Raw genomic sequence first — 26,292 nt, forward strand, 5'->3', positions numbered from 1 at the left:
TCAGGCCTTTACGCCTGAAAGTTGCGGAGAAAAAGCATGGCGGGAGATGACCGCGAGCCTATCGGACGTAAAGGGAGACCTTCACGCCCGGCAAAACAAAAAGTCACCCGTCGCCGGGTCCGGGATGAGGACTACGACGATGATTACGATGACGATTATGAGGATGAACGACCGATGCCGAAGAAAGGAAAGGGCAAAGGCAATAAGCCTCGTCGTAAGCGCAGCTGGCTGTGGCTGCTGGTCAAGCTGGGGATTGTCTTTGCGGTAATTATCGCCGCCTATGGCGTCTACCTCGACCAGAAAATTCGCAGCCGCATTGACGGTAAAGTCTGGGAACTGCCGGCGGCAGTGTATGGCCGGATGGTCAACCTTGAGCCGGATATGCAGATCAGCAAAAACGAGATGGTGCGCCTGCTTAATGCGACCCAGTACCGTCAGGTCAGCGCAATGACGCGTCCTGGCGAATACACCGTACAGGCTAACAGCATCGAGATGATCCGTCGTCCGTTCGATTTCCCGGATAGCAAAGAGGGGCAGGTGCGCGCGCGTCTGACCTTTGATGGCGATCATCTGGATACCATCGAGAATATGGATAACAACCGTCAGTTCGGTTTCTTCCGTCTCGATCCGCGCCTGATCACCATGCTGCAGTCGGCGAACGGCGAGCAGCGCCTGTTCGTTAAGCGTAGCGGTTTCCCGGATCTGCTGGTGGATACCCTGCTGGCGACCGAAGACCGCCACTTCTACGAGCATGACGGCATCAGCCTGTACTCAATGGGCCGCGCGGTGCTGGCAAACCTGACGGCGGGGCGTACGGTGCAGGGGGCGAGTACCCTGACCCAGCAGCTGGTGAAGAACTTGTTCCTTTCCAGCGAGCGTTCCTACTGGCGTAAAGCCAACGAAGCCTATATGGCGCTGATCGTCGATGCCCGCTACAGCAAGGATCGTATCCTTGAGCTGTATATGAACGAAGTGTATCTCGGCCAGAGCGGCGATAACGAAATCCGCGGTTTCCCGCTGGCGAGCCTTTACTACTTTGGCCGCCCGGTGGAAGAGCTGAGCCTTGACCAGCAGGCGCTGCTGGTCGGGATGGTCAAAGGCGCGTCAATCTACAACCCGTGGCGTAACCCGAAACTGGCGCTGGAGCGGCGTAACCTGGTGCTGCGTCTGCTGCAGCAGCAGAATGTTATCGACCAGGAGCTGTACGATATGCTGAGCGCGCGTCCGCTGGGCGTGCAGCCGCGCGGCGGGGTGATTTCTCCGCAGCCGGCGTTCATGCAGATGGTGCGTCAGGAGCTGCAGGCGAAACTGGGCGATAAAGTGAAAGATCTCTCCGGCGTGAAGATCTTTACCACCTTTGACCCGGTGGCTCAGGAGGCGGCGGAAAAAGCGGCCATTGAAGGGATCCCGGTACTGAAGAAACAGCGTAAGCTGCCGGATCTGGAAACCGCCATGGTGGTGGTCGACCGCTTTACCGGTGAAGTCCGGGCGATGGTCGGCGGCGCGGAGCCGCAGTTTGCCGGCTACAACCGCGCGATGCAGGCGCGTCGTTCGATTGGTTCGTTAGCGAAACCGGCCACTTATCTGACCGCGCTGAGCCAGCCGAACCAGTACCGCCTGAATACATGGATTGCCGATGCGCCGGTGACGATCCGCCTGGCTAACGGCCAGACCTGGTCGCCGCAGAACGACGATCGTCGCTTTAGCGGTCAGGTGATGCTGGTGGATGCGCTGACCCGTTCGATGAACGTGCCGACGGTTAACCTCGGGATGTCGCTGGGTCTGCCGGCGATCACCGATACCTGGCAGAAGCTGGGCGTACCGAAAGACCAGCTGAATGCGGTTCCAGCGATGATCCTTGGCGCCCTTAACCTGACGCCAATCGAAGTGGCGCAGGCATTCCAGACCATCGCCAGCGGCGGTAACCGCGCGACGCTGTCGGCGCTGCGTTCCGTGATTGCTGAAGATGGTACGGTGCTGTACCAGAGCTACCCGCAGGCGGAACGCGCCGTTCCGGCGCAGGCGGCCTATATGACCCTGTGGACCATGCAGCAGGTGGTGCAGCGCGGTACCGGCCGTCAGCTTGGCGCCAAGTATCCTGGCCTGCATCTGGCGGGTAAAACCGGGACCACCAACAACAACGTGGATACCTGGTTTGCCGGTATCGATGGCAGCCAGGTGACGATTACCTGGGTTGGCCGCGATAACAACCAGCCAACCAAGCTGTACGGGGCCAGCGGCGCGATGTCGATTTATCAGCGCTATCTGGCTAACCAGACCCCGACGCCGCTGGCGCTAACGCCGCCGGAAGACGTGGTGGATATGGGCGTGGACAGTAATGGTTACTTCCAGTGCAGCGGCGGTATGCGTACCCTGCCGGTGTGGACCACCTCGCCGGATGCGCTGTGCCGTCAGGGCGAAGCCCTGCAGCAGCAACAGCAGCAACAACAGGAAGCCAATAACCCGTTCAACCAATCCGGGCAGCAGCAGCCTGCTAACCAACCGCAGCAGCAACAGCAGCAACCTGCGAAGCAGGAGAAGAGCGATGGCGTGGCCGGTTGGATTAAAGATATGTTTGGCGGCAACTAAAACCGTTTAAGCTGAACGTCTGAACAGCCCCTTAATACGAAACTATTAAGGGGCTTTTTTATTGTGGGCATCTGCGTAACACCGTGATAACTCCCTAGTAACCGTCTGGTTATTTATTAATCCCTTGGCATTTCGTTCCCGGCATAGCGCTTGCCTTAGATTCCGCGTTTCGCCTATTATGTCACCCGTCATAATAATAATTCTCGTTTACGTTATCATTCACTTTCATCAGAGATATACCAATGGCGCGTCTTAAAACTGCTCAGCCAAATCACTCGCTGCGTAAAATCGCAGTCGTAGTAGCCACGGCGGTTAGCGGCATGTCTGTCTATGCACAGGCTGCGGAACAACCGAAAGAAGAAACCCTCGTCGTTACCGCGGCGCCCGCCAGCCAGGAAAGCGCCTGGGGACCGGCTCCGACTATCGCGGCGAAGCGTTCCGCCACGGCGACCAAAACCGATACTCCCATTGAAAAAACGCCGCAGTCTATCTCCGTGGTGACCCGCGAAGAGATGGACATGAAGCAGCCGACAACGGTTAAAGAAGCGCTCTCATACACCCCGAGCGTATTCTCTACCCGCGGTAGCTCGACCACCTATGATGTAGTCACCATTCGTGGATTCACCACATCCAGCACGGTGAACACCAACCAGTATCTGGATGGCATGAAGCTGCAGGGTAACAACTACTCTGAAGTCTCCATGGATCCGTATTTCCTGGAACGCGTGGAAGTGATGCGCGGGCCAACTTCGGTGCTGTACGGCAACAGCAACCCGGGCGGTATCGTCAGCATGGTCAGCAAGCGTCCGACCACCGAGCCGCTGAAAGAAGTACAGTTTAAGATGGGCACCGATAACCTGTGGCAAACCGGTTTCGACTTCAGCGACGCCATCGATGATGACGGCGTGTGGTCTTACCGCCTGACCGGATTAGGCCGCAGCCAGGATGCGCAGCAGCAGATGGCGAAATCGACCCGTTACGCCGTCGCTCCGTCTTTCAGCTGGCGTCCGGATGATAAAACCGATTTCACCTTCCTCAGCAACTTCCAGAATGACCCGTATGCCGGCTATTACGGTTGGCTGCCGCGTGAAGGCACCGTGGTGCCGTATTACGATGCCAACGGTAAGGCCCACAAGCTGCCGACCGATTTCAACGAAGGCGAGTCCGATAACAAGATGGCGCGTCGCCAGCAGATGGTTGGCTATAGTTTCTCCCACCAGTTCGATGACACCTTTACCGTGCGTCAGAACCTGCGCTATGCCGACGTGCATACGCTGTATCGTTCGGTCTACGGCAATGGTTACCAGGAGCCGGGAAAAATCAATCGTGCCTACGTGCGTTCCGATGAGCACCTGAATACCTTTACCGTTGATACGCAACTGCAGTCTGATTTCGCCACCGGCGCGGTGAATCACACGCTGCTGACCGGCGTCGACTACTCGCGGATGCGTAACGACGTTGATGCAGATTACGGTACGGCCGATGCCATTAGCATGACCAATCCGCAGTACGGCAATCCAAACGTGAACGTCAACTTCCCGTATGCGGTCCTTAACCGTATGGAGCAGACGGGGCTGTACGCGCAGGATCAGATGGAGTGGGATAAGTGGGTGATGACCTTAGGCGGTCGTTACGATTACGCCACCACGTCTACCTTCACCCGTTCCACCAGCAGCATGGCGGAGAATCACGACCAGCAGTTCAGCTGGCGCGGCGGTATCAACTATCTATTTGATAACGGCATCTCCCCGTACTTCAGCTACAGCGAATCGTTCGAACCGGTATCGGGTTCCAATAGCACCGGCAAGCCGTTCGATCCGTCGCGCGGAAAGCAGTATGAAGCCGGCGTGAAGTATGTGCCGAAAGATATGCCGGTGGTGGTAACCGCGGCGGTCTATCAGCTGACTAAAGATAAGAACCTGACGGCAGACCCGAACGATCCGACCGGACTGTTCAGCGTACAAACCGGTGAAATCCGCTCCCGCGGCTTTGAGCTGGAGGCGAAAGCGGCGGTCAATGCCAATATCAACCTGACCGCGGCGTATAGCTACACCGATGCCGAGTACACCCACGACACCGTCTTCGAAGGCAAGCGCCCGGCGGAAGTGCCGCGTAATATGGCCTCGCTGTGGGCGGATTACACCTTCCACGAAACTGCGCTCAGCGGGTTGACCATTGGCGCGGGCGCGCGTTATATCGGTTCGACGGTCAGCTACTACAAAAATGACACCAGCACCGGTAAGAAAAATGACTCCTTCAATGTGGCCGGTTATGCGCTGATGGATGCGACGGTGAAATACGATCTGGCGCGCTTTGGTCTGCCGGGGTCTTCGGTCGGCGTCAACGTCAACAACCTGTTTGACCGCGAATATGTCTCCAGCTGCTATAGCGAGTACGCATGCTACTGGGGAGCGGAACGTCAGGTTGTTGCTACCGCAACCTTCCGCTTCTAACTACTCACGGGCGCGGTTCGCCGCGCCCAATATCAGGTTGTTGCTATGCAGGAACAGACTCCGCACTCTGAGACGACGTTTGCGTTAAATCGCGTGACCTTTCGCGTGCCTGGCCGCACGCTGCTTCATCCCCTTTCGTTGACCTTCCCGGCAGGAAAAGTCACTGGCCTGATAGGCCATAACGGTTCCGGCAAATCCACGTTACTGAAAATGCTTGGCCGCCATCAGCCGCCTTCCGAAGGCGATGTGCTGCTGGACGGCCAGCCGCTGGACAGCTGGAGCAGCAAGGCGTTTGCCCGCAAAGTGGCCTATCTGCCGCAACAACTGCCGGCGGCGGAAGGGATGACGGTGCGCGAGCTGGTGGCGATTGGCCGCTATCCGTGGCACGGCGCGCTGGGGCGCTTCGGCGTGGCGGATCGCGAAAAAGTAGAAGAGGCGATTGCGCTGGTGGGGCTGAAACCGCTGGCGCATCGGCTGGTGGACAGTCTTTCCGGCGGCGAGCGCCAGCGCGCGTGGATCGCCATGCTGGTGGCGCAGGACAGCCGCTGTTTGCTGCTTGATGAACCGACGTCGGCGCTGGATATCGCCCACCAGGTCGATGTGCTGGCGCTGGTGCATCGTCTCAGCCAGCAGCGCGGCCTGACGGTGATCGCGGTCCTGCACGATATTAATATGGCCGCCCGCTATTGCGATTATCTGGTCGCGCTGCGCGGCGGTGAAATGATCGCCCAGGGGACGCCCGCGGAGCTGATGCGCAGCGAAACGCTGGAGCAAATCTACGGCATCCCGATGGGGATCCTGCCGCACCCGGCGGGCGCAGCGCCGGTAAGTTTTGTCTATTGATGGAAAATTCGAACTTCTTCTCACGCCGGCGCCTGTTGACGGCAATGGCGCTGTCGCCGCTGCTGTGGCAGATGCGCGGCGCGCAGGCGGCGAACGTTGACCCGCAGCGCGTCGTCGCGCTGGAGTGGCTGCCGGCCGAACTGCTGCTGGCGCTCGGCGTTACGCCCTACGGCGTGGCAGACATTCCCAACTATAACCTGTGGGTCAATGAGCCGGCGTTACCCGCCTCGGTGATTGATGTCGGCCTGCGCACTGAACCCAATCTTGAATTACTGACGCAGATGAAACCGTCGTTTATCGTCTGGTCGGCAGGCTATGGCCCGTCGCCGGAAAAGCTGGCGCGTATCGCGCCCGGTCGCGGTTTCACCTTCAGCGACGGCAAACGGCCGCTGGCGATGGCTCAGCGTTCGCTGCTGGAAATGGCCGATCTGCTGGGTAAACAGCAGCAGGCGAAGCGCCATCTGGCGGAGTTCGACGCGTTGATGGAAAGCCTGCGTCCGCGATTTGCCGACCGTGGCGATCGCCCGCTGCTGATGATTTCGCTACTTGATGCCCGACATGTGCTGGTATTCGGCGAGAACTGCCTGTTCCAGGAAGTGCTCGATCGTTTTGGCATCAAAAACGCCTGGCGCGGTGAAGCGGCATTCTGGGGCAGTATCACCGTAGGCATCGATCGGCTGGCGGAATTTAAAGAGGCCGATGTTATCTGTTTCGATCACGGCAACGAACGGGAGATGGCCCAACTGATGGCGACCCCGCTGTGGCAGGCGATGCCTTTCGTGCGCGCGGGGCGTTTCCAGCGTCTTCCAGCGGTGTGGTTCTATGGCGCGACGCTGTCGGCGATGCATTTCGCCCGCGTACTGGCCGATGCGCAGGGGAGGGCGGTATGAAGGCGCGTTTCTCGCCGTTAGCCATTATCCTGTTGGTCGTGTTGCTGGTTGCCGCTTTCGCGCTGAGCATCATCAACCTTCAGGTTGCTTTACCTTACGCGCAGTGGCGTCAGGCGCTGTGGCAGCCGGATAGCGATAATATCGCCCAGATGCTGTTCCATTACAGCTTGCTGCCGAGGCTGGCTGTATCGCTGCTGGTCGGCGCCGGACTGGGGCTCGTTGGCGTACTGTTCCAGCAGGTGCTGCGTAACCCGCTGGCGGAGCCGACCACGCTCGGCGTCGCCACCGGCGCGCAGCTTGGAATGACGGTGACGACGCTATGGGCGATCCCCGGCGTGCTGGCGTCGCAGTTTGCCGCGCTGGCAGGCGCTTGCCTGGTCGGCGCGCTGGTGTTCGGCGTCTCGTGGGGCAAACGTCTGTCGCCGGTGACGCTGATTCTGGCCGGCCTGGTGGTGAGTCTCTATTGCGGCGCGGTCAATCAGCTGATGGTGATTTTCCATCACGACCAGCTGCAAAGCATGTTCCTGTGGAGTACCGGTACGCTGACGCAGACCGACTGGAGCGTGGCGCAGCGCCTGTGGCCGCAGCTGCTTGGCGGCGCGATGTTGACGCTGCTGTTGCTACGCCCGTTAACGTTGATGGGGCTGGATGATGGCGTGGCGCGGAATCTCGGGCTGGCGCTCTCTCTGGCACGCCTTGGCGTCTTGACCCTGGCGATAGTAATAAGCGCGCTGCTGGTCAACGCGGTCGGTATTATCGGCTTTATCGGTCTGTTCGCGCCGCTGCTGGCGAAAATGCTCGGCGCCCGCCGCCTGCTATCGCGGCTGGTGCTGGCGGCGCTACTTGGCGCGTTGATCCTGTGGCTTTCCGACCAAATTATTCTCTGGCTCAGCCGGGTATGGCGGGAGGTGTCGACCGGGTCAGTCACCGCGCTGATTGGCGCGCCTTTATTACTGTGGCTGCTGCCGCGGCTGCGTAGCATCAGCGCGCCGGTTATGAATGGCGGCGATAAAGCGCTGGTTGAGCGCCGCAACGTGCAGTGGTTCGCGCTGGGCGGATTGGCGCTGATGTTGTTGGCGGTAACCGCCGCGCTGACCTTTGGCCGCGATGCGCAGGGGTGGCAGTGGGCCAGCGGCGATCTGCTGGAGCAATTGATGCCCTGGCGCTGGCCGCGGGTGTTCTCGGCGCTGTTCGCCGGGGTGATGCTGGCCGTCGCGGGTTGCATTATTCAACGCCTGACCGGTAACCCGATGGCCAGCCCGGAAGTGCTGGGTATCAGTTCTGGCGCGGCGTTTGGCGTGGTATTGATGCTGTTCTTTGTGCCGGGCAACGCCTTTATCTGGCTGCTGCCAGCCGGCAGTCTTGGCGCGGCGGCGACGCTGCTGGTTATCCTGGTTGCCGCCGGGCGCGGCGGATTCTCGCCGCACCGGATGTTGCTGGCGGGGATGGCGTTGAGTACCGCCTTCACCATGCTATTGATGATGTTGCAGGCCAGCGGCGATCCGCGAATGGCGCAGATCCTGACGTGGATGTCCGGTTCGACCTATAGCGCGACGCCGGAGATGGTGCTGCGTAGCGGGGTGGTAATGCTGGCGCTATTGGCGCTGACGCCGCTCTGCCGCCGCTGGCTGACCATCCTGCCGCTCGGCGGCGAGGCGGCGCGAGCGGTGGGAATGGCGTTGACGCCATCGCGTATTGGGTTGCTGCTGCTGGCGGCGAGCCTGACGGCAACGGCGACGCTAACCATTGGGCCGTTAAGTTTCGTTGGTTTAATGGCGCCGCACATTGCGAGGATGATGGGATTCCGCCGGACGATGCCGCATATGGTGATTTCAGGGCTGATTGGCGGGATGCTGCTGGTGTTCGCCGACTGGTGCGGGCGAATGATAATGTTCCCCTACCAAATCCCGGCAGGTTTGTTATCGACGTTTATCGGCGCGCCGTATTTTATCTATTTGCTGAGAAAGCAGAGCCGCTAACGATCCCGATAGCCTCAACATCCCCGGTGGCGCTAGCGCCACCGGGGCTACAGTGCTGCTCGATTTGCTAGCCCGGACAAGGCGCAATGCGCCGCCTCCGGGAAAATCCCCGGTGGCGCTAGCGCTTACCGGGGCTACGGCTCTGTGCGATTTGGTAGCCCGGACAAGGCGCAATGCGCCGCCTTCGGGAAAATCCCTGCCCCACCAGGTATTCAAGTACCTTACAGCTTGGCAAACACCCGACGCGCGGCGTCGATAGTGTTGTTGATATCCTCTTCGCTATGGGCGACGGACATAAAGCCGGCTTCAAACGCCGACGGGGCGAGGTAAACCCCTTCTTCCAGCATCAGGTGGAAGAAACGCTTGAAACGTTCAACATCGCACTTCACCACGTCCTGATAGCAGGTGACGGTTTCGGCATCGGTAAAGAAGATACCGAACATGCCGCCGACATTATTCACCACCAGCGGGATCCCGGTTTCGCGCGCCGCGTTCAGCAGGCCATCCGCCAGTTGATTGGTCAGCTCGGTCAGGGTTTCATGCACGCCCGGCTGCGCCACTTCGCTTAAGCAGGCGAAGCCTGCGGCCATGGCGATAGGGTTGCCTGACAGCGTACCGGCCTGGTATACCGGACCGGTCGGCGCCAGCGCGTCCATGACCTCGCGGCGGCCGCCGAAAGCGCCCACCGGCATACCGCCGCCGATGATTTTACCCAGACAGGTCAGATCCGGCTCCACGCCGTAATAAGACTGGGCGCCGGCCAGCGCGACGCGGAAGCCGGTCATCACTTCGTCAATAATCAGCAACGCGCCGAATTCGTCACACAGCGCGCGCAGGCCTGGCAGGAACTCCGGCTGCGGCGGAATGCAGTTCATATTGCCGGCCACCGGTTCAACGATGATACAGGCGATATCCTGCGGATACTGTTCAAACGCCGCGCGAACCGAAGCAAGATCGTTATAGGTGCAGGTCAGGGTATGCTTCGCGAAATCGGCCGGTACGCCCGGCGAGTTCGGCTGGCCGAGGGTCAGCGCACCGGAGCCGGCTTTCACCAGCAGGCAGTCGGCATGGCCGTGGTAGCATCCTTCAAACTTGATGATTTTGTCGCGGCCGGTGAAGCCGCGCGCCAGGCGAATGGCGCTCATGGTGGCTTCGGTGCCGGAGTTTACCATGCGCACCATATCCATGGTCGGTACCAGTTCAGTAACCAGTTCCGCCATTTTGACTTCCATTTCGGTTGGCGCGCCGAAGCTTAACCCGCGCTCTGCCGCTTCAATCACCGCGTTACGAATGGCCGGGTGGTTGTGACCCAGCACCATTGGGCCCCAGGAACCGACATAATCGATATAAGCTTTACCATCGACATCGTACAGGTAGGCGCCATCCGCACGTTCAATAAACAGCGGGGTGCCGCCGACGCCAGTAAAGGCGCGGACCGGCGAGTTGACGCCGCCGGGGATAAGTTCGCGGGCGGCGTTATACAGATTTTCAGATTTGCTCATGGCCAGGATCCTGGTTCGTGAATAAAGTTATCGGGCTATTCTAAGTTATTCCATGAAGGTTATGAAAGTTTTGCCCAATTGAAACATTAAGTAGACGAAACAATTTTTTGGCGACGCGCGGCGCGGAGGCGGCTAGAATGCCTCTCTTCTCATTTGTATTACCAATAAATGATAATGGCATGAAAGCAGAAACTCCCTCTTTTGAAGCACATCAGTTTGTTCGCGTGCGCCGTAGCGATGCGGTCCGCCGGTTAATTCAACGCGACAAAACGCCGTTGGCGGTATTGTTGATGGCGGCGGTAGTCGGCACGCTGGCCGGACTGGTGGGCGTGGCGTTTGAAAAGAGCGTGAACTGGGTACAGAACCAGCGAATTGGCGCCCTGGTGCAGGTGGCGGACCACTGGTACCTCGTCTGGCCGCTGGCCTTTATCCTGTCGGCGCTGCTGGCGATGGTCGGTTATTTTCTGGTGCGCCGCTTTGCGCCGGAAGCCGGCGGTTCCGGGATCCCGGAAATCGAAGGCGCGCTGGAAGAGTTGCGCCCGGTACGCTGGTGGCGCGTGCTACCGGTAAAATTCATCGGCGGCATGGGAACCCTGGGCGCCGGGATGGTGCTGGGGCGCGAAGGGCCGATGGTGCAGCTTGGTGGTAATATTGGGCGCATGGTGGTGGATGTGTTTCGTCTGCGCAGCCCGGAAGCGCGGCACACGCTGTTGGCTACCGGTGCGGCATCGGGCCTCTCCGCGGCCTTCAACGCGCCGCTGGCGGGGATCCTGTTTATCATCGAAGAGATGCGCCCGCAGTTCCGCTACAATCTGATTTCGATTAAAGCCGTGTTTACCGGCGTGATCATGTCGAGCATTGTATTTCGCATTTTTAACGGCGAAGGGGCGATTATCGAAGTCGGCAAACTCAGCAATGCGCCGGTGAATACCCTGTGGTTGTATCTGGTGCTGGGCATGATTTTCGGCTGTTTCGGGCCATTGTTTAATACCCTGGTGCTGCGAACGCAGGATATGTTCCAGCGCCTCCATGGCGGCAATATCAAAAAATGGGTGTTGATTGGCGGGCTTATCGGCGGGCTGTGCGGTCTGCTGGGCCTGATGCAGCCGACCGCGGTGGGCGGCGGTTTTAACCTTATCCCGATCGCCGCTGCCGGCAACTTCTCGGTTGGGCTGCTGCTGTTCATTTTTATTGCGCGTGTCATCACCACGTTGCTGTGCTTCTCTTCCGGCGCGCCGGGGGGGATTTTCGCTCCGATGCTGGCGCTCGGCACGCTGCTGGGGACGGCATTCGGCATGGCTGCCATCCCGCTGTTTCCGTCCTATCATCTGGATGCCGGTACCTTCGCTATCGCCGGGATGGGGGCGTTGCTGGCGGCTTCGGTACGCGCCCCGCTTACCGGGATTGTGCTGGTGCTGGAGATGACCGATAACTATCAGCTCATTTTGCCAATGATTATTACTTGCCTTGGGGCAACACTATTGGCGCAGTTCCTCGGCGGTAAACCTTTGTATTCGACCATTCTGCAGCGTACTCTGGCGAAACAGAAGGCCGAAGAGGCGGCGAAAGCGCAGCAGGTACCCCGGGAGAATACTTGAACGATTTACCAGGGTATTAGATAATGGCTCAAAAGGTCCGGTTATTCTTTAATCGGCCGGAAGTATTAATGGGAGCAAAAAATGAGTGATGACGTAGCGTTGCCGCTGGAGTTCACCGAAGCCGCAGCGAACAAAGTAAAACATCTGATTGCGGATGAAGACAATCCGAACCTGAAACTGCGCGTGTACATCACCGGCGGCGGTTGCAGCGGTTTCCAGTATGGCTTCACCTTTGACGATCAGGTCAACGAAGGCGATATGACTATCGAGAAACAGGGTGTCGGCCTGGTGGTTGACCCAATGAGCCTGCAGTATCTGGTTGGCGGCGCCGTCGACTATACCGAAGGTCTGGAAGGTTCGCGTTTCATCGTGACCAACCCGAATGCGAAAAGCACCTGCGGCTGCGGCTCCTCGTTCAGCGTTTAAAGGTAGTCACACTAGCTCTTTGCCACAGAGAGCAACGAATACGAAAAACGGTAACCATGAGGTTACCGTTTTGCTTTTATTACCGTCCGTTATCATCCAACGCAAAGGTCGGCAGCTTGAGGTGCCAGCGAATCGCCGCCAGGCGTATTACCAGCGTCACCACCATCCCTAACATCGCCGAGTTTTCCAGCGACAGCTGAAAGGTGTAGTGCGCCGTCGCGTGCACGATACCGCCGACAATGCAGGCGGTGGCATAGATTTCGGTGCGCAGAATCATCGGAATTTCTCGCGCCAGCACGTCGCGGATAATCCCGCCGCCGACGCCGGTGACCACGCCCATGCAAATAGCTACCAGCGGGCCGGTATGGGCAATAAAGGCTTTATTCACGCCGATGCCGACAAACACCGCCAGGCCGACGGCATCTAATACCGGCAGTACCCATTTCGGCATGCGCCGTGGCTGGCGTACCAGCAGAATCGTTAACATACTGGTGACCATCGCCACGACCAGATCGGTAGGGTCCTTAACCCAGAACACCGGGCCATTGGCCAGCGCCATATCGCGGATCGTCCCGCCGCCCACGGCGGTAACCACGCCTAATACCAGCACGCCGAAAGGGTCCATGCGTAATTTTCCCGCCAGCAATACGCCGGAGATAGCAAATACGGCTGTGCCAATAATATCCAGCCAATAGACAAGCATCGTCAGTTCCCGCTATAAGCCTGCTGCCAGGCGGTTATTTTACCTGCTCAAGCGCAGTACAGAGTTGTTTTGCGGCAAGGATAATACGTGGGCCCGCGCGTTCAAACCAGTCGCTATGTAAGGCGATGAGCGAAATTGTGAGCTGATTTTGCCAATAGCGATCCACGGCGGGGATTTTACTGGCGTCGCCGGTGATGACGATAGCCTGCGGATGCCGTGACAGCACCTGTTCGCGGCTGACCTGCGGCCAGGGAACGCGGCTGGCGGCAAAAATATTTTCTCCGCCGCACAGGCTCAATACTTGATTCTGGATCGAGGCGCTATTGCTGGTGAACAGCGGGTTGGCGCCGAACTGTAAAAATACGCGCTTTTTCGGCACGGTGGCATAGCGGGCTTTTAGCGCCTGGTAATCGTCTTGCATCGCCTGCGCGGCCTGACGGGCTTTTTCCGGCTGCGGGCTCCACGGCGCCAGCATCCGCAGAGCGCTAATGATTTGCTCAATCGAACCCGTTTCGACCCAGATAACCTTGATTCCCAGTGAACTGAGCTGATTGACCTGGCGTTCGGCATTGCCGCCGCGCCACGCCAGCACCAGATCGGGCTTCAGAGCGACAATACGTTCAAGGTTCATTCCCTGCCAGCTGGCGACTTGTTCGATTTTAGCCGCGGCGGGAGGGTAGTCGGAATAACTGCTGACGCCGACCGGCGTAATGCCGGCAGCAAAGGCCAATTCGGTGTTGGCCGGGGAGAGCGTCACCACCCGCGGCGCGGCGAAAAGCCACGCCGGGGCGAGTAACAGCAGGGCGGTTAACGCCTTCTGTAGCGACTTAGCCACGCGCCAGGTTCTGCACCAGATTTTCCACCATCAGGGTGGACTGCTTGGCGGCAACGGCGAGGAACTCGTCGAAGCTGAGATGCGACTGCTGGTCAGCGACGTCAGAGATTGCTCGTACCACCACAAATGGAATACTGAAGTTATGGCAGACGTGGGCGATGGCGGTCGCTTCCATCTCTACGGCAACGGCCTGCGGGAAGTTGTGGCGGATTTTCGCCAGCCCTACCGAGCCGTTGATGAATGCGTCACCGCTGACGATCAACCCGCGAACGGCGTTGAGATTCAGCGCTTTGATGCAGGTTTCCGCGGCGGCAATCAGTTTGTCATCAGCTTTGAAACCCGCCGGACAGCCCGGCAGTTGGCCGTATTCATAGCCAAACGCGGTGACGTCGGCATCGTGATAACGCGCTTCGTCAGAGACCACGATGTCGCCGACTTTCAGCGTCGGCGCCAGACCGCCCGCGGAACCGGTATTGATAATCACATCCGGCTTGCAGCGCTCCAGCAACAGGGTCGCACCCATGGCGGCTGCCACTTTACCAATGCCGGATTTCAGCAGAGCAACCTCGGTACCGTGAAGTTGGCCGGTGTAGATTTCGCTACCGCCGATAGAGATAGTCTGGCGGTTCTCGATTTTGTCGCGCAGAAGAGTAACTTCCTCTTCCATGGCGCCAATAATGCCAATTTTCATAGATTTACTCGCGATATGTCAGGATTAGCTGCATAGTCTATCATGCGCTTAAGGGGAAGCGTATTGCTCGCGCGGGAGAGGCTATGGCAAATATTGATTTTCGCAACAAGATTCACTGGCGTCGGCGCTACCGTTCGCCGCAGGGGGTAGAGACGGAACGCGAGATCCTGCGGGTGTTTGAAAGCGATCGCGGGCGCATTATCAATTCTCCGGCTATCCGGCGGCTGCAGCAAAAAACCCAGGTCTTTCCACTTGAGCGCAACGCGGCGGTCCGCACACGTCTCACCCATTCGCTCGAAGTCCAGCAGGTCGGGCGCTACATCGCCAAAGAGGTGCTAAGCCGCCTGAAGGAGCAAAAGCTGCTGGAACGCTACGGTCTGGATGAACTGAGCGGCCCGTTTGAAAGCGTGGTGGAGATGGCCTGCCTGATGCACGATATCGGCAATCCACCATTTGGCCATTTTGGCGAAGCGGCAATTAACGATTGGTTCAGCAAACGGCTAGCGCCGAAAGATGCCGCCAGCCAGCCGTTAAGCCAGGATCGCTGCCAGGTTGACGCGCTGCGTCTGCACGACGGCGAAGGGTTGCTCAATGAACTGCGGCGTAAAGTGCGTCAGGATTTGTGCTGCTTTGAAGGTAATGCGCAAGGGATCCGGCTGGTGCACACGCTGATGCGTATGAATCTGACCTGGACCCAGGTCGGCTGTATCCTCAAATATACGCGACCGGCGTGGTGGCGGGGAGAGACGCCAGCCAGCCATAGCTATTTAATGAAAAAGCCTGGTTATTATTTAGCCGAAGAAGAGTATATCGCACGGCTGCGTAAAGAATTGGATCTGGCGCCTTACAATCGTTTCCCATTAACGTGGATTATGGAAGCTGCCGATGATATCTCATATTGTGTTGCTGACCTCGAAGATGCGGTGGAAAAAAGGATATTCAGCGCGGAGCAATTGTATCAGCATCTGTATGACGCATGGGGCGTTCATGAAAAAGGATCGCTGTTCGCACAAGTCGTAGAAAACGCGTGGGAGAAATCGCGTGCTAATTCACTCAGCCGCAGCACTGAAGATCAGTTCTTTATGTATTTACGGGTCAATACGCTGAATAAACTGGTGCCTTATGCGGCGCATCGATTTATCGAAAACTTACCGGCAATTTTTAGCGGCGACTTTAATCATGCGCTGTTAGAGGACGATAGCGATTGTAGTCAGCTACTTGAACTTTATAAAAACGTCGCCATAAAACAGGTGTTTAGCCATCCTGATGTTGAACAGCTGGAATTACAGGGCTACCGCGTTATCAGCGGGCTGTTGGATATCTACGAGCCACTGCTGAAATTATCGCTGGAGGAGTTCAGCCAATTGGTGGAACAAGAGCGGGTACGCAGTTTGCCTATTGCTTCGAGATTGTTCCAGAAACTCTCAACCCGACATCGGTTGGCTTATGTGGAGGCGGTAAATAAGCTTTCGCGCGATACCGAAGAATATCCCGTGCTGGAGTATTATTACCGTTGTCGATTGATTCAGGACTATATCAGCGGAATGACGGATTTGTATGCGTGGGATGAATATCGTCGTCTGATGGCGGTGGAATAAGTCTGAGTTTTGTAAAGACGGACAATAAATTTTTACTTTTACCGAAACTTAACTCTGGAACTTCGCGCTATAAAATGACTCTGAGAGTGCGTACACAGCAACTTTTTCGTTATCCGAAATTTGAAATTGAGATTGAAACCTATGAAAAAAACCACGTTAGCAATGAGTGCTCTGGCTCTGAGTTTAGGTCTGGCGTTGTCCCCGCTCTCTGCGAGCGCGGCTGAAACGGCTTCCTCGGCGACCACTGCGCAGCAGATGCCGAGCCTGGCGCCGATGCTGGAAAAAGTGATGCCGTCTGTGGTGAGCATCAACGTTGAAGGCAGCACGACTGTTAACACGCCGCGGATGCCGCGTAACTTCCAGCAGTTCTTCGGTGACAACTCGCCGTTCTGCCAGGACGGTTCGCCATTCCAGAGCTCCCCATTCTGTCAGGGCGGCGGCCAGGGCGCGCCTGGCGATAACGCGCAGCAGCAGAAATTTATGGCGCTCGGTTCCGGGGTCATCATTGATGCGGCCAAAGGCTATGTGGTGACCAACAACCATGTGGTCGATAATGCCACCACGATTAAAGTTCAGTTGAGCGATGGCCGTAAATTCGATGCGAAAGTCGTTGGTAAAGATCCGCGCTCCGACATCGCGCTGATTCAAATTCAGGATCCGAAGAACCTGACGGCGATTAAGCTTGCCGACTCTGACGCGCTGCGCGTCGGCGATTACACCGTGGCTATCGGTAACCCGTTTGGCCTCGGCGAAACCGTGACCTCCGGTATCGTCTCCGCATTGGGCCGTAGCGGCCTGAACGTGGAAAACTATGAAAACTTCATCCAGACCGATGCGGCTATTAACCGCGGTAACTCCGGCGGCGCGCTGGTGAATCTCAACGGTGAGCTGATCGGTATCAACACCGCGATCCTTGCACCGGACGGCGGCAACATCGGTATCGGCTTTGCTATCCCGAGCAACATGGTGAAAAACCTGACCGAGCAGATGGTCAAGTTTGGCCAGGTGAAACGCGGCGAACTGGGGATCATGGGTACCGAGCTGAACTCCGAGCTGGCGAAGGCGATGAAAGTTGATGCCCAGCGCGGCGCGTTCGTAAGCCAGGTGATGCCGGGCTCTGCGGCGGCGAAAGCGGGTATTAAAGCCGGCGACGTGATTACTACCCTGAACGGCAAGCCGATCAGCAGCTTCGCGGCGCTGCGTGCGCAGGTCGGTACGATGCCTATCGGCAGCAAAGTCGAGCTGGGCCTGCTGCGCGACGGCAAGCCGGTCAACGTTACCGTTGAACTCCAGCAGAGCAACCAGAACCAGGTTGACTCCAGCAGCATCTTTAACGGTATTGAAGGCGCGGAAATGAGCAACAAGGGCCAGGATAAAGGCGTGGTGGTGAGCAACGTGAAAGCGGGCACCCCGGCGGCGCAGATTGGTCTGAAGAAAGGCGACATCATTGTCGGCGCTAACCAGCAGCCGGTGAAAAACATCGCCGACCTGCGCAAAATCTTCGACGCGAAACCGTCTGTTCTGGCGCTCAATATTCAGCGTGGTGATACCTCTATCTACCTGCTGATGCAGTAACTGATACTAGCGTGAATGCCCCTTTCCCGGTAAGGGAAGGGGGCTTTTTTATTCTGCCCGCCGGTTCTGTGATTCCCGCCACAACTCCATACTTCTTTGTCATGCTTTGTGCATATGCACAGTGCGTCCTCTTCGTCACTCTTTTATGCTGATGCCCTGCTCAGGGGAGGGTTACATGGCTGGCTGGCATCTTGATACCAAAATGGCGCAGGATATCGTGGCGCGAACGATGCGCATCATTGATACCAATATTAACGTAATGGATGCCCGCGGGCGCATTATCGGCAGCGGCGATCGCGAGCGTATTGGTGAATTGCACGAAGGCGCGCTGCTGGTGCTATCGCAGGGACGGGTGGTTGATATTGATGATGCGGTTGCTCGCCATCTGCACGGCGTACGTCAGGGGATTAATTTGCCGCTGCGTCTTGAAGGGGAGATCGTCGGCGTAATTGGATTAACCGGCGAGCCCGAATCGCTGCGCAAGTATGGTGAGCTGGTGTGTATGACCGCGGAGATGATGCTCGAACAGTCGCGACTGATGCATTTGCTGGCGCAGGACAGCCGCCTGCGTGAAGAACTGGTCATGAACCTGATTCAGGCGGAAGAAAATACCCCGGCGCTCAACGAGTGGGCGCAGCGACTGGGCATCGACCTCAATCAGCCGCGGGTGGTGGCGATGATTGAAGTTGATAGCGGCCAGCTTGGCGTCGATAGCGCGATGGCGGAATTGCAGCAGCTGCAGACGGCGCTGACCACGCCGGATCGCAACAACCTGGTGGCGATTGTTTCGCTGACCGAGATGGTGGTATTGAAACCAGCGTTAAATGCCTTTGGCCGCTGGGACGCCGATGACCACTGCAGGCGCGTTGAGCAACTAATTGCCCGTATGAAAGAGAATGGCCAGCTGCAATTCCGCGTTGCGTTAGGTAACTTCTTTACCGGACCCGGCAGTATCGCACGTTCTTATCGGACCGCGCGCACGACGATGATGGTGGGTAAGCAGCGAATGCCGGAGAGCCGCAGCTATTTTTATCAGGATCTGATGCTGCCGGTGCTGCTGGATAGCCTGCGCGGCGGCTGGCAGGCCAATGAGCTGGCGCGCCCGCTGACGCGGCTGAAGGCGATGGATAACAACGGCCTGCTGCGCCGCACCCTGCAGGCATGGTTTCGTCATAACGTGCAGCCGCTGGCCACGTCAAAGGCGCTGTTTATTCATCGTAATACCCTGGAATATCGGCTCAATCGGATTTCGGAATTGACCGGGTTGGATCTCGGGAGTTTTGACGACCGTCTGCTGTTGTACATTGCATTGCAGCTGGATGAACAACGCTAAAAACACTCCCGCCTGAGGCGGGAGTGGAAATGACGGACTACAGGCGCTGTAGCCCGCGAGCGGTCACTTGCCAGGTGACGGTATTGGACTGTTGCCAGCTATTGCCATTGAGCGGGTTAATAATAACGGAACGATTTCCCGCTTCGGCATGGAAGACTTCAATGGTATAGCCTTCCTCCAGCATAGCGGTATCAACATAGTCGCCCAGCTGCGACGATCCTTTGATCGACTGACGATACACCACCGAACCGCGCGTATTGTAGACATTGACCGTGGCGTATGTGGTCGTAAAGTGCTTGTTCGGCACCACTGGACTCGCGGTAAAGGTTAGCAGACTGTTACCAATATCCAGCTCCATCGCGGCAAAGCATACGTCATCATCGCCAAGCAGCTGCCAGCTGAAGCAATCGCCATACAGCGCGGTGGCCTCCTGAGTTTCCTCTTCTGTACCAGCGGCTTCCTCATCCGGCACATCATGTGCGAGCGCAAAGGCTTCGAGACCCGTTTTCACCACGCGCCAGCGGTTATGTTGCTTAAGGGGGACGGCGTTTTGGGTTGTGCCATTCGTGGCGCTGGAGCGGAATGCTTCATCATGGAAAATATCGATGATCATCCCTTCCGCGAGAGCGATAGTTTCACTGTTTGCCAGATTGTTAGTTGCGCCGGCATAGCTGCGTTGATAAACGACCGTATCGTTCTCGTCGCTGACCGTAATGCTGGCATAAGTATGGGCGACGTAATACGAGTGCGGCGTACCGGCCCGCGTGGCGACCGTCATCGCGCGCTGTTTATTATCAATAACGATCTGGCAAAACTCGTTATTGCCCTGACCGCGGAGATTGAGCGTCACGCTTTTGCCCGTCAGCTCGCCAGGATCGTCATTAGCCAGGGGCAGGACATCGGCATAGGCTTTCAGCAAGCGGCTGCGTTGGGGTTCTTCAATATGAGGGAGCATCAGCCAGAGGTCGTTTTTACAGACGCACTCTTCCTGCGCTAGCAGCGAGGGCTGGCTCCGGATCGCCTGGGCGTTGTGCTCGAAAATAGCCTGTAAATCATCCGCCGGATTATTATTGAGGATAAAGTTATACAGACCATTATCATCAATGCGTATCAGCTGGTATTTCTCGCGTGCGACCAGCGTTAAATATCCGAGAGAAGCTTTCAGCCGCCCAGGTTCCACGTGAGTAATGTACAGGTGATAGTGAGGACTGAATGGAATAACGACTTTTCCGGTGGCGCAATTGGTACCGGTCATGTTGCGTTCGAATACTTTTTCCCCACTGGCGGAAAGTACGTTTACCGCAGCATACAATGCCCCAGGGTAGTAGCTGTGCGGCGTAGAGCTGGTGACATTAAGAATAAGCTGCTGATTTTCGTAATCGATATCAAGGCGGGCGAAAGGCGCGTCACTAAGCCCTAAAAAGGTTATTCTCACGTTACGTTCGCTGGTATCGTTTTGTGGAATGTAGTTAACGGTAACCGCGTTGGCGCCTTCTTTTACGGTGAGATAGCTGATGTCCGGGCGATATTTTTGTGACCGACCTTTTGGAAGCTCAATCTGATACACGCCAATTGGCATCTCTTTCAGGGTCAGGGCGTCCCCATCAATAACCAGTGAATAATGGTTACCGCAATTATCCTTGATAGTCAGCGTCTGACCGTAAATTTGCTCCGGATGATCGATATTCAGCGTCAGGGTTAGCGTCCCCGTTTTACCTAATATTGCCAGCTCGCTGTTATCCACCAGCCAGAAGAAGGAATCCAGCCCTAACTGCTGGCGCGCGCTATCCCACTCGCTTTGCGGCAGAAAACGATACAGTGGATAGAGCGGTTTTGTCGCCAGTGAAACGATATTTTCCCGGGTGGCGTGCTTCAGCGTTAAACCGCAGAGATCGATAAACGGCGTCACATCATATCCCGCAGAGGTAGCAATGGCGGTTGCCAGCATATCGGCAAGCTGATGATCGGTCGGCTGGAAGCCATCGCTGTTGGCGAATTGGCGATAATTCTGGTTAAAGACGCGGAAAGCGTTGGCGCCTGCTTTGAATAACATCAGCATCAGGAATTGCAGGCGAGGACGCAAACCCCAACTGGTGACCGGCGTCTTATCGGTAATATAGTTTATCAGCTGTGCTTCCTGCACGGCCAGCTGCCCATAGTTGTATAACCAGCCATCGGTATAGAGATGATTATCCTGACTCAGCGTGAGCTGTTGATAAAAGGAGGCGTAAATATTGTTCCACACTTCGCTGACGGACAGCGTGGGATCTTGCATAAATTTACCCTGATAGCCGTGGCCAATTTCATGCAGGATAACCCACTGCGTGGCGACGTTATCCAGCCAGCCTTCGCCCACCGTTGCGGCGGTTTGCGCGCACCAGCTGCTATTATAATAGGCCGCGCCGACGCCATGTTTATCCGCCCGCAGAAAATAGCGGTTAGCAACATCCTGATTCCATTGTGAATCTGGATTATTGCTTAGCCCGGCCCACTCGTTATAGCAGGTGAAAAGGTGATTATAGAAACGGTGTAATGCCGCTAATCCCGCTTTCAGCGCATTATCGCGGTCGGCATAGGGTAGCAGCAGGTTGATAACATCCAAATCAATCAGCGCGAAGGATGATTTATTATTCTCCCAGCCAAGGAAAAACGCCTCTTCAGATTGCCCTGATTTCCAGCTGGGGAGCGGTTTCGTCGTCGCGGGTTGCTGGTAAACCACGGAGAACTCGCAGGGGCTGTCGGTAAATAATGTATCGATAAAAGGGACGGAATCGACGGTGGTGCTGATCGTTTTCCAATTGGTGGTCAGGGCGCAGGTTTTCTCCAGCGCGGTATCGTCGCAGAGCAGGAGCAGGGTCGAGATGCCGTTGCTGAGATCGGTTTGTCGAATTTGCAGTACGGTATTGGCGGGTAGAATAAACCCCAGCGCCTGACGATCGTGCTGCCGCCCTTTTTCAAAACCGGCTTTATCCAGCCAGGGGGCCGATGGCAGGGTATAACATTTTTGTTCAATTTCCTGTGTCATAGAGCTATCTCCTTTTAAGCGGAAACTGAACATAAACGAAATGAAATTTTAAGTAATTCATATGGATAGGGTTGTGATGTGAAATGATGTCAGTGAGGGATAACTGAGGTTTGCTGATGGCGAAGATGATCTACGGCTAAGGAAACAGGGGATGGGGCAGGGGAAGAGGGCCAGTCGCTGGCCCTATCAGGCTGATTTATTTACGCGTCAGCTTTTCCAGATCGGCTTCAATTTCGCTGATCTTATTGGTGACCACGCTTTCCAGATGGCGTAAATCGTCAAGGATCTTACGCTTGAGGTCGATTTCTGTGCGATCGCGCTGGCAGAGCTGGTCCAGCTCGTCGATCACATATCGCAGGTTCGGGCTTATCTCCTGCACCTCTTTGTAGCCCTGACCGACGCCGTCGGCGACCACGGTTTTACGCTGGCGTGGGTATTTAAACTTCACGCTTTTGGCGAAGAATTCGCCTTTATCTTTCTGGAAATAGATCTTCAGGATGTCGTTGTTAGCTTCCTGGCGCAGGCTATAGCGATCGATTTCATCAGGATTGGTAATGCCAAGACTTTTCAGATTATCGTACATAACGGTACCTTTGATATCATCATAACCATTGAATAATTAACGAAAAAATCCATCTTCGCCAGCGTCAGATATAAAAAAAGCGGGATATCTCCCGCTTTTTGTTCTGCTTAGTCGATGGTGCGCAGCAGTTCGTTGATGCCGACCTTACCGCGGGTCTTCGCATCAACCTTTTTCACGATCACCGCACAGTACAGGCTGTATTTGCCATCTTTCGACGGCAGGTTGCCGGAAACGACAACCGAGCCCGCCGGCACGCGGCCGTAATGGACTTCACCGGTTTCACGGTCGTAGATTTTGGTGCTCTGGCCGATGTACACGCCCATGGAGATTACCGCGCCTTCTTCAACGATAACGCCTTCAACGATTTCAGAACGCGCGCCGATGAAGCAGTTATCTTCGATGATGGTCGGGTTAGCCTGCAGCGGTTCGAGAACGCCGCCGATGCCAACGCCGCCGGACAGGTGAACGTTTTTACCGATCTGCGCGCAAGAGCCGACGGTGGCCCAGGTATCAACCATGGTGCCTTCATCAACGTAAGCGCCGATGTTGACGTAGGACGGCATCAGCACGGTATTGCGTGCGATGAACGCGCCCTGGCGGACGGCCGCTGGCGGCACTACGCGGAAGCCTTCTTTCTGGAAGCGCGCTTCGTCGTAGTCGGCGAATTTCATCGGAACTTTATCGAAGTAGCGGCTTTCCGCACCATCGATAACCTGGTTATCGTTAATACGGAAAGAGAGCAGTACCGCTTTCTTCAGCCATTGATGCGTTACCCACTGACCATCGATCTTCTCAGCGACGCGCAGCGCACCGGAATCCAGCAGGGCAATAACCTGGTTAACCGCTTCGCGGGTTACGGTATCCACATTTGCCGGCGTGATGTCGGCGCGACGCTCAAAGGCGGACTCAATAACGTTCTGTAACTGCTGCATTGTTTCTTTCCATTCACTTAAAAAAAATACGTTACCCTTTATCGTTTGGATTGAGGGCCTCTGTCAACCGTTGTTGCACTTCTTGTTGCAGCTCATTATTAAGGGCACGCCGGTCGGCGGTGGCGATTATAAATAAATCTTCTACTCGCTCACCAATTGTCGTAATTCGCGCTCCGTGAAGCGATATTCCGAGGTCGGCAAACACCTGGCCGACGCGGGCGAGCAGCCCTGGCTGATCGAGCGCAATGAGCTCAAGAAATGATTTTCTGTCGGTATGGGTCGGCAGAAAGTTCACTTCAGTGGCGACGGAAAAGTGGCGTAGTTTCGCCGCCTGACGACGCGGGGCCGGCGGCTCCCAGCTGCGTTGGGTTATCGTCTGCTCCAGACCGTGACGAATCGCTTCGTGGCGATCGGCGGAAAGCGGGCTGCCGTCGGGTTCGAGGACGATAAAGGTATCCATCGCCATGCCATCGCGGGTGGTGAAGATCTGCGCATCGTGAACGCTGAGGTTGCGCCGATCCAGCTCGCCGCAGACGGCGGCGAACAGGTAAGGGCGGTCCGGACTCCAGATGAAGATCTCGGTGCCGCCGCGGGTGGCCCGTGAACTCAGCAGGATCATCGGCTTATTGAGATCGTGCTTCAGCAGGTTGCGGGCGTGCCAGGCGAGCTGATTCGGCGTGTGCCGCACAAAGTAGTTCGCCCGGCAGCGGTTCCAGATTTGGTGTAGCGCCTCTTCATTGATATTGTCCATGCGCAACAGCGCCAGCGCCTGCAGCTGATGGTGGCGTACCCGTTCGCGCATATCCGGCGTACTTTGCATACCGCGGCGCAGCTGTTTTTCGGTGGCGAAATAGAGCTCGCGTAGCAGGCTTTGCTTCCAGCTATTCCACAGCGTTTCGTTGGTGGCGCAGATATCGGCGACGGTCAGGCATACCAGATAGCGCAGTCGGTTTTCTGTCTGCACTTCTTCGGCAAACTGTTTAATGACCTCCGGGTCCTGAATATCGCGGCGCTGGGCGGTTACCGACATCAAGAGATGCTGGCGTACCAGCCAGGCGACCAGCTGCGTCTCCCGTGAATTGAGCCCGTGGAGCTCGGCGAATTTCAGCACGTCTTCGGCGCCGAGAATCGAATGGTCGCCGCCGCGGCCTTTAGCGATATCGTGAAACAGGGCGGCGATGAGGATAAGTTCAGGATGGGCCAGCCGCGGCCACAACTCTACGCACAGCGGATGGCGGCTGCGGGTCTCTTCTTTCGCGAAGCTTTCCAGCTTTAACAAGACGCGTATGGTGTGTTCGTCGACGGTATAGGCGTGAAACAGGTCGAACTGCATCTGGCCGACAATATGCGACCACTGCGGCATATAGGCCCACAGCACGCTGTGGCGATGCATCGGCAGCAGACCGCGACTCACCGCGCCCTGATGGCGCAGCATGCTGAGGAAGAGGGTTCGCGCCTCCGGGATATAGCACAGCGGCTGCGTCAGGTGGCGGCGCGCGTGGCGCAGATGACGCAGGGTGGTGGAGTAAATACCGGTGATGCTGCTGTTACGCACCATAATAAAGAACATCCGCAGAATCGCCTGCGGCTCGCGCATAAACAGGGTATCGTCACGCAGGTCTATCAGGGTGCCGCGCAGTTGGAAATCATCATCAATAGGCCGCGGCTTTTCGTTCTCGGTTAGCGCGAGGATCGCCTCGTCAAACAGCTGCAGCAGCATGTTGTTGAGTTCGCTCACCCGGCGCGTAACGCGGAAGAAATCTTTCATCATGTGTTCGATCGGCTGATTACCTTCGCCTTCATAGCCGAGGCGGTGGGCGACATTCAGCTGGCGATCGAAAAGCAGGCGGTTATCGTAGCGATTCACTTCAAGGTGCAAAGCAAAACGGATGCGCCAGAGCTGGTGCAGGCACTCGTTAAGCTCGTTGCGCTCGGCTTCGGTGAGGAAGCCGAAACCGACCATTTCATCAAGCGAGGTAGCGCCGAAGTGGCGGCGGGCCACCCACTGCAGGGTATGTATATCGCGCAGGCCGCCGGGGCTGCTTTTGACGTCAGGCTCCAGGTTGTAACTGGTGCCGTGGTAGCGCTGATGACGGACATTCTGCTCGTCAACCTTGGCGGCGAAGAACTTTTCCGACGGCCAGAAGCCGTCGCTAAAAATATGTTTTTGCAGTTCAAGGAACAGCGCGACGTCGCCGATCAGCAGGCGGGATTCAATTAAATTGGTGGCGACGGTGAGATCCGAAAGTCCTTCCAGCAAACACTCTTCGAGAGTGCGCACGCTGTGACCCACCTCCAGCTTGACGTCCCACAATAGCGTCAGCAGTTCGCCGACCTTTTGCGCCTGGTCGTCCGGCAGCTTTTTACGGCTGAGGATCAGTAGATCGACATCGGAGAGCGGATGCAACTCGCCGCGACCATAGCCGCCGACGGCCACCAGCGCCAGGTCGCAGACGGAGTCAAAACCGTAGTCGACCCACAGCCGCTGCAGCAACTGGTCGATAAACTCGGTGCGCGCCGCGATGAGCCGCTCTGCGGCGATGCCGTTATCAAACGCCTCTCCGAGCCAGTGCTGGAAGGTATCGATGTGCGCCTTGATTGCGGCACAGTTCAGATCGCCCTGCGGCCAGCTCACGGGATGTTCCGGCGGGATGGGCAGAAGGGGGGAAGCTGTGTCAGGGAAAGAGTTGCTCATCGCGTCACCATAAGAAAAAGCTATCTAATAAAAAAGCCGGCG

General features: G+C 56.9%; 18 protein-coding genes. 10 read left to right on the forward strand and 8 right to left on the reverse strand.

From position 1 onward, the window contains the following. The first annotated feature begins 36 nt into the window (after window positions 1-36). From mrcB to fhuB, 5 genes are all read left to right on the forward strand, one after another. Window positions 37-2,589, forward strand: coding sequence for a bifunctional glycosyl transferase/transpeptidase (gene mrcB / locus PGQ95_RS16890; protein ID WP_113374431.1), 2,553 nt, complete (start codon window positions 37-39; stop codon window positions 2,587-2,589). A gap of 242 nt (window positions 2,590-2,831) precedes the next feature. Further along, complete coding sequence (fhuA, locus tag PGQ95_RS16895; protein ID WP_087860853.1) at window positions 2,832-5,042, forward strand: ferrichrome porin FhuA; 2,211 nt, start codon at window positions 2,832-2,834, stop codon at window positions 5,040-5,042. A 45-nt stretch (window positions 5,043-5,087) separates the two neighbouring features. Further along, window positions 5,088-5,885 carry a Fe3+-hydroxamate ABC transporter ATP-binding protein FhuC gene (gene fhuC, locus PGQ95_RS16900; RefSeq protein ID WP_045390112.1) on the forward strand — a complete coding sequence of 266 codons (798 nt, stop codon included), beginning with the start codon at window positions 5,088-5,090 and terminating at the stop codon, window positions 5,883-5,885. Then, window positions 5,885-6,775, forward strand: coding sequence for a Fe(3+)-hydroxamate ABC transporter substrate-binding protein FhuD (fhuD, locus tag PGQ95_RS16905; protein WP_213794585.1), 891 nt, complete (start codon window positions 5,885-5,887; stop codon window positions 6,773-6,775). The genes fhuC and fhuD overlap by 1 nt, the downstream gene beginning before the upstream one ends. Continuing rightward, a complete protein-coding gene (gene fhuB, locus PGQ95_RS16910; protein WP_430918803.1) occupies window positions 6,772-8,754 on the forward strand; it encodes a Fe(3+)-hydroxamate ABC transporter permease FhuB in 1,983 nt (660 codons plus the stop codon). Before fhuD ends, fhuB begins: the two co-directional genes overlap by 4 nt. 221 nt (window positions 8,755-8,975) lie before the next feature. Here fhuB and hemL read toward each other — a convergent pair whose 3' ends face one another. After that, a complete protein-coding gene (gene hemL, locus PGQ95_RS16915; protein ID WP_045376565.1) occupies window positions 8,976-10,256 on the reverse strand; it encodes a glutamate-1-semialdehyde 2,1-aminomutase in 1,281 nt (426 codons plus the stop codon). Between the two features lie 179 nt (window positions 10,257-10,435). Here hemL and clcA point away from each other — a divergent pair, with 179 nt between their 5' ends. Beyond that, window positions 10,436-11,854 carry a H(+)/Cl(-) exchange transporter ClcA gene (clcA, locus tag PGQ95_RS16920; protein ID WP_075052432.1) on the forward strand — a complete coding sequence of 473 codons (1,419 nt, stop codon included), beginning with the start codon at window positions 10,436-10,438 and terminating at the stop codon, window positions 11,852-11,854. An 81-nt stretch (window positions 11,855-11,935) separates the two neighbouring features. Further along, entirely contained in the window at window positions 11,936-12,280 is a 345-nt protein-coding gene (erpA, locus tag PGQ95_RS16925) for an iron-sulfur cluster insertion protein ErpA (protein WP_008807363.1), read from the forward strand. 79 nt (window positions 12,281-12,359) lie between these two features. Here the strand turns inward: erpA and PGQ95_RS16930 are convergent, their stop codons facing one another. Genes PGQ95_RS16930 through mtnN form a run of 3 tightly spaced genes read right to left on the reverse strand, consistent with a single transcriptional unit; the run spans window position 12,360 to window position 14,509 of the window. Beyond that, the gene (locus tag PGQ95_RS16930) at window positions 12,360-12,983 is read right to left on the reverse strand and encodes a TRIC cation channel family protein (protein WP_087860849.1); all 624 of its coding nucleotides are present in this window, start codon (window positions 12,981-12,983) and stop codon (window positions 12,360-12,362) included. 34 nt (window positions 12,984-13,017) lie between these two features. Beyond that, complete coding sequence (gene btuF / locus PGQ95_RS16935; protein WP_087860848.1) at window positions 13,018-13,818, reverse strand: vitamin B12 ABC transporter substrate-binding protein BtuF; 801 nt, start codon at window positions 13,816-13,818, stop codon at window positions 13,018-13,020. Further along, window positions 13,811-14,509 carry a 5'-methylthioadenosine/S-adenosylhomocysteine nucleosidase gene (mtnN, locus tag PGQ95_RS16940; RefSeq protein WP_015704439.1) on the reverse strand — a complete coding sequence of 233 codons (699 nt, stop codon included), beginning with the start codon at window positions 14,507-14,509 and terminating at the stop codon, window positions 13,811-13,813. The genes btuF and mtnN overlap by 8 nt, the downstream gene beginning before the upstream one ends. 83 nt (window positions 14,510-14,592) lie before the next feature. On the opposite strand from mtnN, the gene dgt reads away from it, so the two are divergent. The 3 genes from dgt (at window position 14,593) to PGQ95_RS16955 (ending at window position 19,015) form a co-directional block, all read left to right on the forward strand. Continuing rightward, window positions 14,593-16,107, forward strand: coding sequence for a dGTPase (dgt, locus tag PGQ95_RS16945; protein ID WP_113374437.1), 1,515 nt, complete (start codon window positions 14,593-14,595; stop codon window positions 16,105-16,107). A 141-nt stretch (window positions 16,108-16,248) separates the two neighbouring features. Further along, the gene (gene degP / locus PGQ95_RS16950; RefSeq protein ID WP_087860846.1) at window positions 16,249-17,682 is read left to right on the forward strand and encodes a serine endoprotease DegP; all 1,434 of its coding nucleotides are present in this window, start codon (window positions 16,249-16,251) and stop codon (window positions 17,680-17,682) included. Between the two features lie 175 nt (window positions 17,683-17,857). Further along, entirely contained in the window at window positions 17,858-19,015 is a 1,158-nt protein-coding gene (locus tag PGQ95_RS16955) for a CdaR family transcriptional regulator (RefSeq protein ID WP_087860845.1), read from the forward strand. A gap of 37 nt (window positions 19,016-19,052) precedes the next feature. Here the strand turns inward: PGQ95_RS16955 and PGQ95_RS16960 are convergent, their stop codons facing one another. The 4 genes from PGQ95_RS16960 to glnD form a co-directional block, all read right to left on the reverse strand. Continuing rightward, window positions 19,053-22,040 carry a putative mucin/carbohydrate-binding domain-containing protein gene (locus tag PGQ95_RS16960; RefSeq protein ID WP_430918806.1) on the reverse strand — a complete coding sequence of 996 codons (2,988 nt, stop codon included), beginning with the start codon at window positions 22,038-22,040 and terminating at the stop codon, window positions 19,053-19,055. 196 nt (window positions 22,041-22,236) lie between these two features. Beyond that, a complete protein-coding gene (locus PGQ95_RS16965) occupies window positions 22,237-22,623 on the reverse strand; it encodes a DUF3461 family protein (RefSeq protein WP_015368173.1) in 387 nt (128 codons plus the stop codon). Between the two features lie 107 nt (window positions 22,624-22,730). Further along, a complete protein-coding gene (gene dapD, locus PGQ95_RS16970) occupies window positions 22,731-23,555 on the reverse strand; it encodes a 2,3,4,5-tetrahydropyridine-2,6-dicarboxylate N-succinyltransferase (RefSeq protein ID WP_015368172.1) in 825 nt (274 codons plus the stop codon). A gap of 31 nt (window positions 23,556-23,586) precedes the next feature. Beyond that, complete coding sequence (gene glnD / locus PGQ95_RS16975; protein ID WP_430918808.1) at window positions 23,587-26,250, reverse strand: bifunctional uridylyltransferase/uridylyl-removing protein GlnD; 2,664 nt, start codon at window positions 26,248-26,250, stop codon at window positions 23,587-23,589. Window positions 26,251-26,292: the final 42 nt, after the last annotated feature.

This window comes from Klebsiella sp. 141240, from assembly GCF_050600805.1.
In the GTDB taxonomy this organism is placed as follows: domain Bacteria; phylum Pseudomonadota; class Gammaproteobacteria; order Enterobacterales; family Enterobacteriaceae; genus Klebsiella; species Klebsiella aerogenes.

What these genes read in the sequence shown, in the direction of transcription:
- PGQ95_RS16960 (WP_430918806.1), bottom strand. Translation starts at nt 22,040, where the DNA reads ATGACACAGGAAATTGAACAAAAATGTTATACCCTGCCATCGGCCCCC.
- glnD (WP_430918808.1), bottom strand. Translation starts at nt 26,250, where the DNA reads ATGAGCAACTCTTTCCCTGACACAGCTTCCCCCCTTCTGCCCATCCCG.
- fhuD (WP_213794585.1), top strand. Translation starts at nt 5,885, where the DNA reads ATGGAAAATTCGAACTTCTTCTCACGCCGGCGCCTGTTGACGGCAATG.
- hemL (WP_045376565.1), bottom strand. Translation starts at nt 10,256, where the DNA reads ATGAGCAAATCTGAAAATCTGTATAACGCCGCCCGCGAACTTATCCCC.
- dapD (WP_015368172.1), bottom strand. Translation starts at nt 23,555, where the DNA reads ATGCAGCAGTTACAGAACGTTATTGAGTCCGCCTTTGAGCGTCGCGCC.
- fhuC (WP_045390112.1), top strand. Translation starts at nt 5,088, where the DNA reads ATGCAGGAACAGACTCCGCACTCTGAGACGACGTTTGCGTTAAATCGC.
- fhuB (WP_430918803.1), top strand. Translation starts at nt 6,772, where the DNA reads ATGAAGGCGCGTTTCTCGCCGTTAGCCATTATCCTGTTGGTCGTGTTG.
- mtnN (WP_015704439.1), bottom strand. Translation starts at nt 14,509, where the DNA reads ATGAAAATTGGCATTATTGGCGCCATGGAAGAGGAAGTTACTCTTCTG.
- PGQ95_RS16930 (WP_087860849.1), bottom strand. Translation starts at nt 12,983, where the DNA reads ATGCTTGTCTATTGGCTGGATATTATTGGCACAGCCGTATTTGCTATC.
- PGQ95_RS16955 (WP_087860845.1), top strand. Translation starts at nt 17,858, where the DNA reads ATGGCTGGCTGGCATCTTGATACCAAAATGGCGCAGGATATCGTGGCG.
- PGQ95_RS16965 (WP_015368173.1), bottom strand. Translation starts at nt 22,623, where the DNA reads ATGTACGATAATCTGAAAAGTCTTGGCATTACCAATCCTGATGAAATC.
- dgt (WP_113374437.1), top strand. Translation starts at nt 14,593, where the DNA reads ATGGCAAATATTGATTTTCGCAACAAGATTCACTGGCGTCGGCGCTAC.
- erpA (WP_008807363.1), top strand. Translation starts at nt 11,936, where the DNA reads ATGAGTGATGACGTAGCGTTGCCGCTGGAGTTCACCGAAGCCGCAGCG.
- clcA (WP_075052432.1), top strand. Translation starts at nt 10,436, where the DNA reads ATGAAAGCAGAAACTCCCTCTTTTGAAGCACATCAGTTTGTTCGCGTG.
- degP (WP_087860846.1), top strand. Translation starts at nt 16,249, where the DNA reads ATGAAAAAAACCACGTTAGCAATGAGTGCTCTGGCTCTGAGTTTAGGT.
- fhuA (WP_087860853.1), top strand. Translation starts at nt 2,832, where the DNA reads ATGGCGCGTCTTAAAACTGCTCAGCCAAATCACTCGCTGCGTAAAATC.
- mrcB (WP_113374431.1), top strand. Translation starts at nt 37, where the DNA reads ATGGCGGGAGATGACCGCGAGCCTATCGGACGTAAAGGGAGACCTTCA.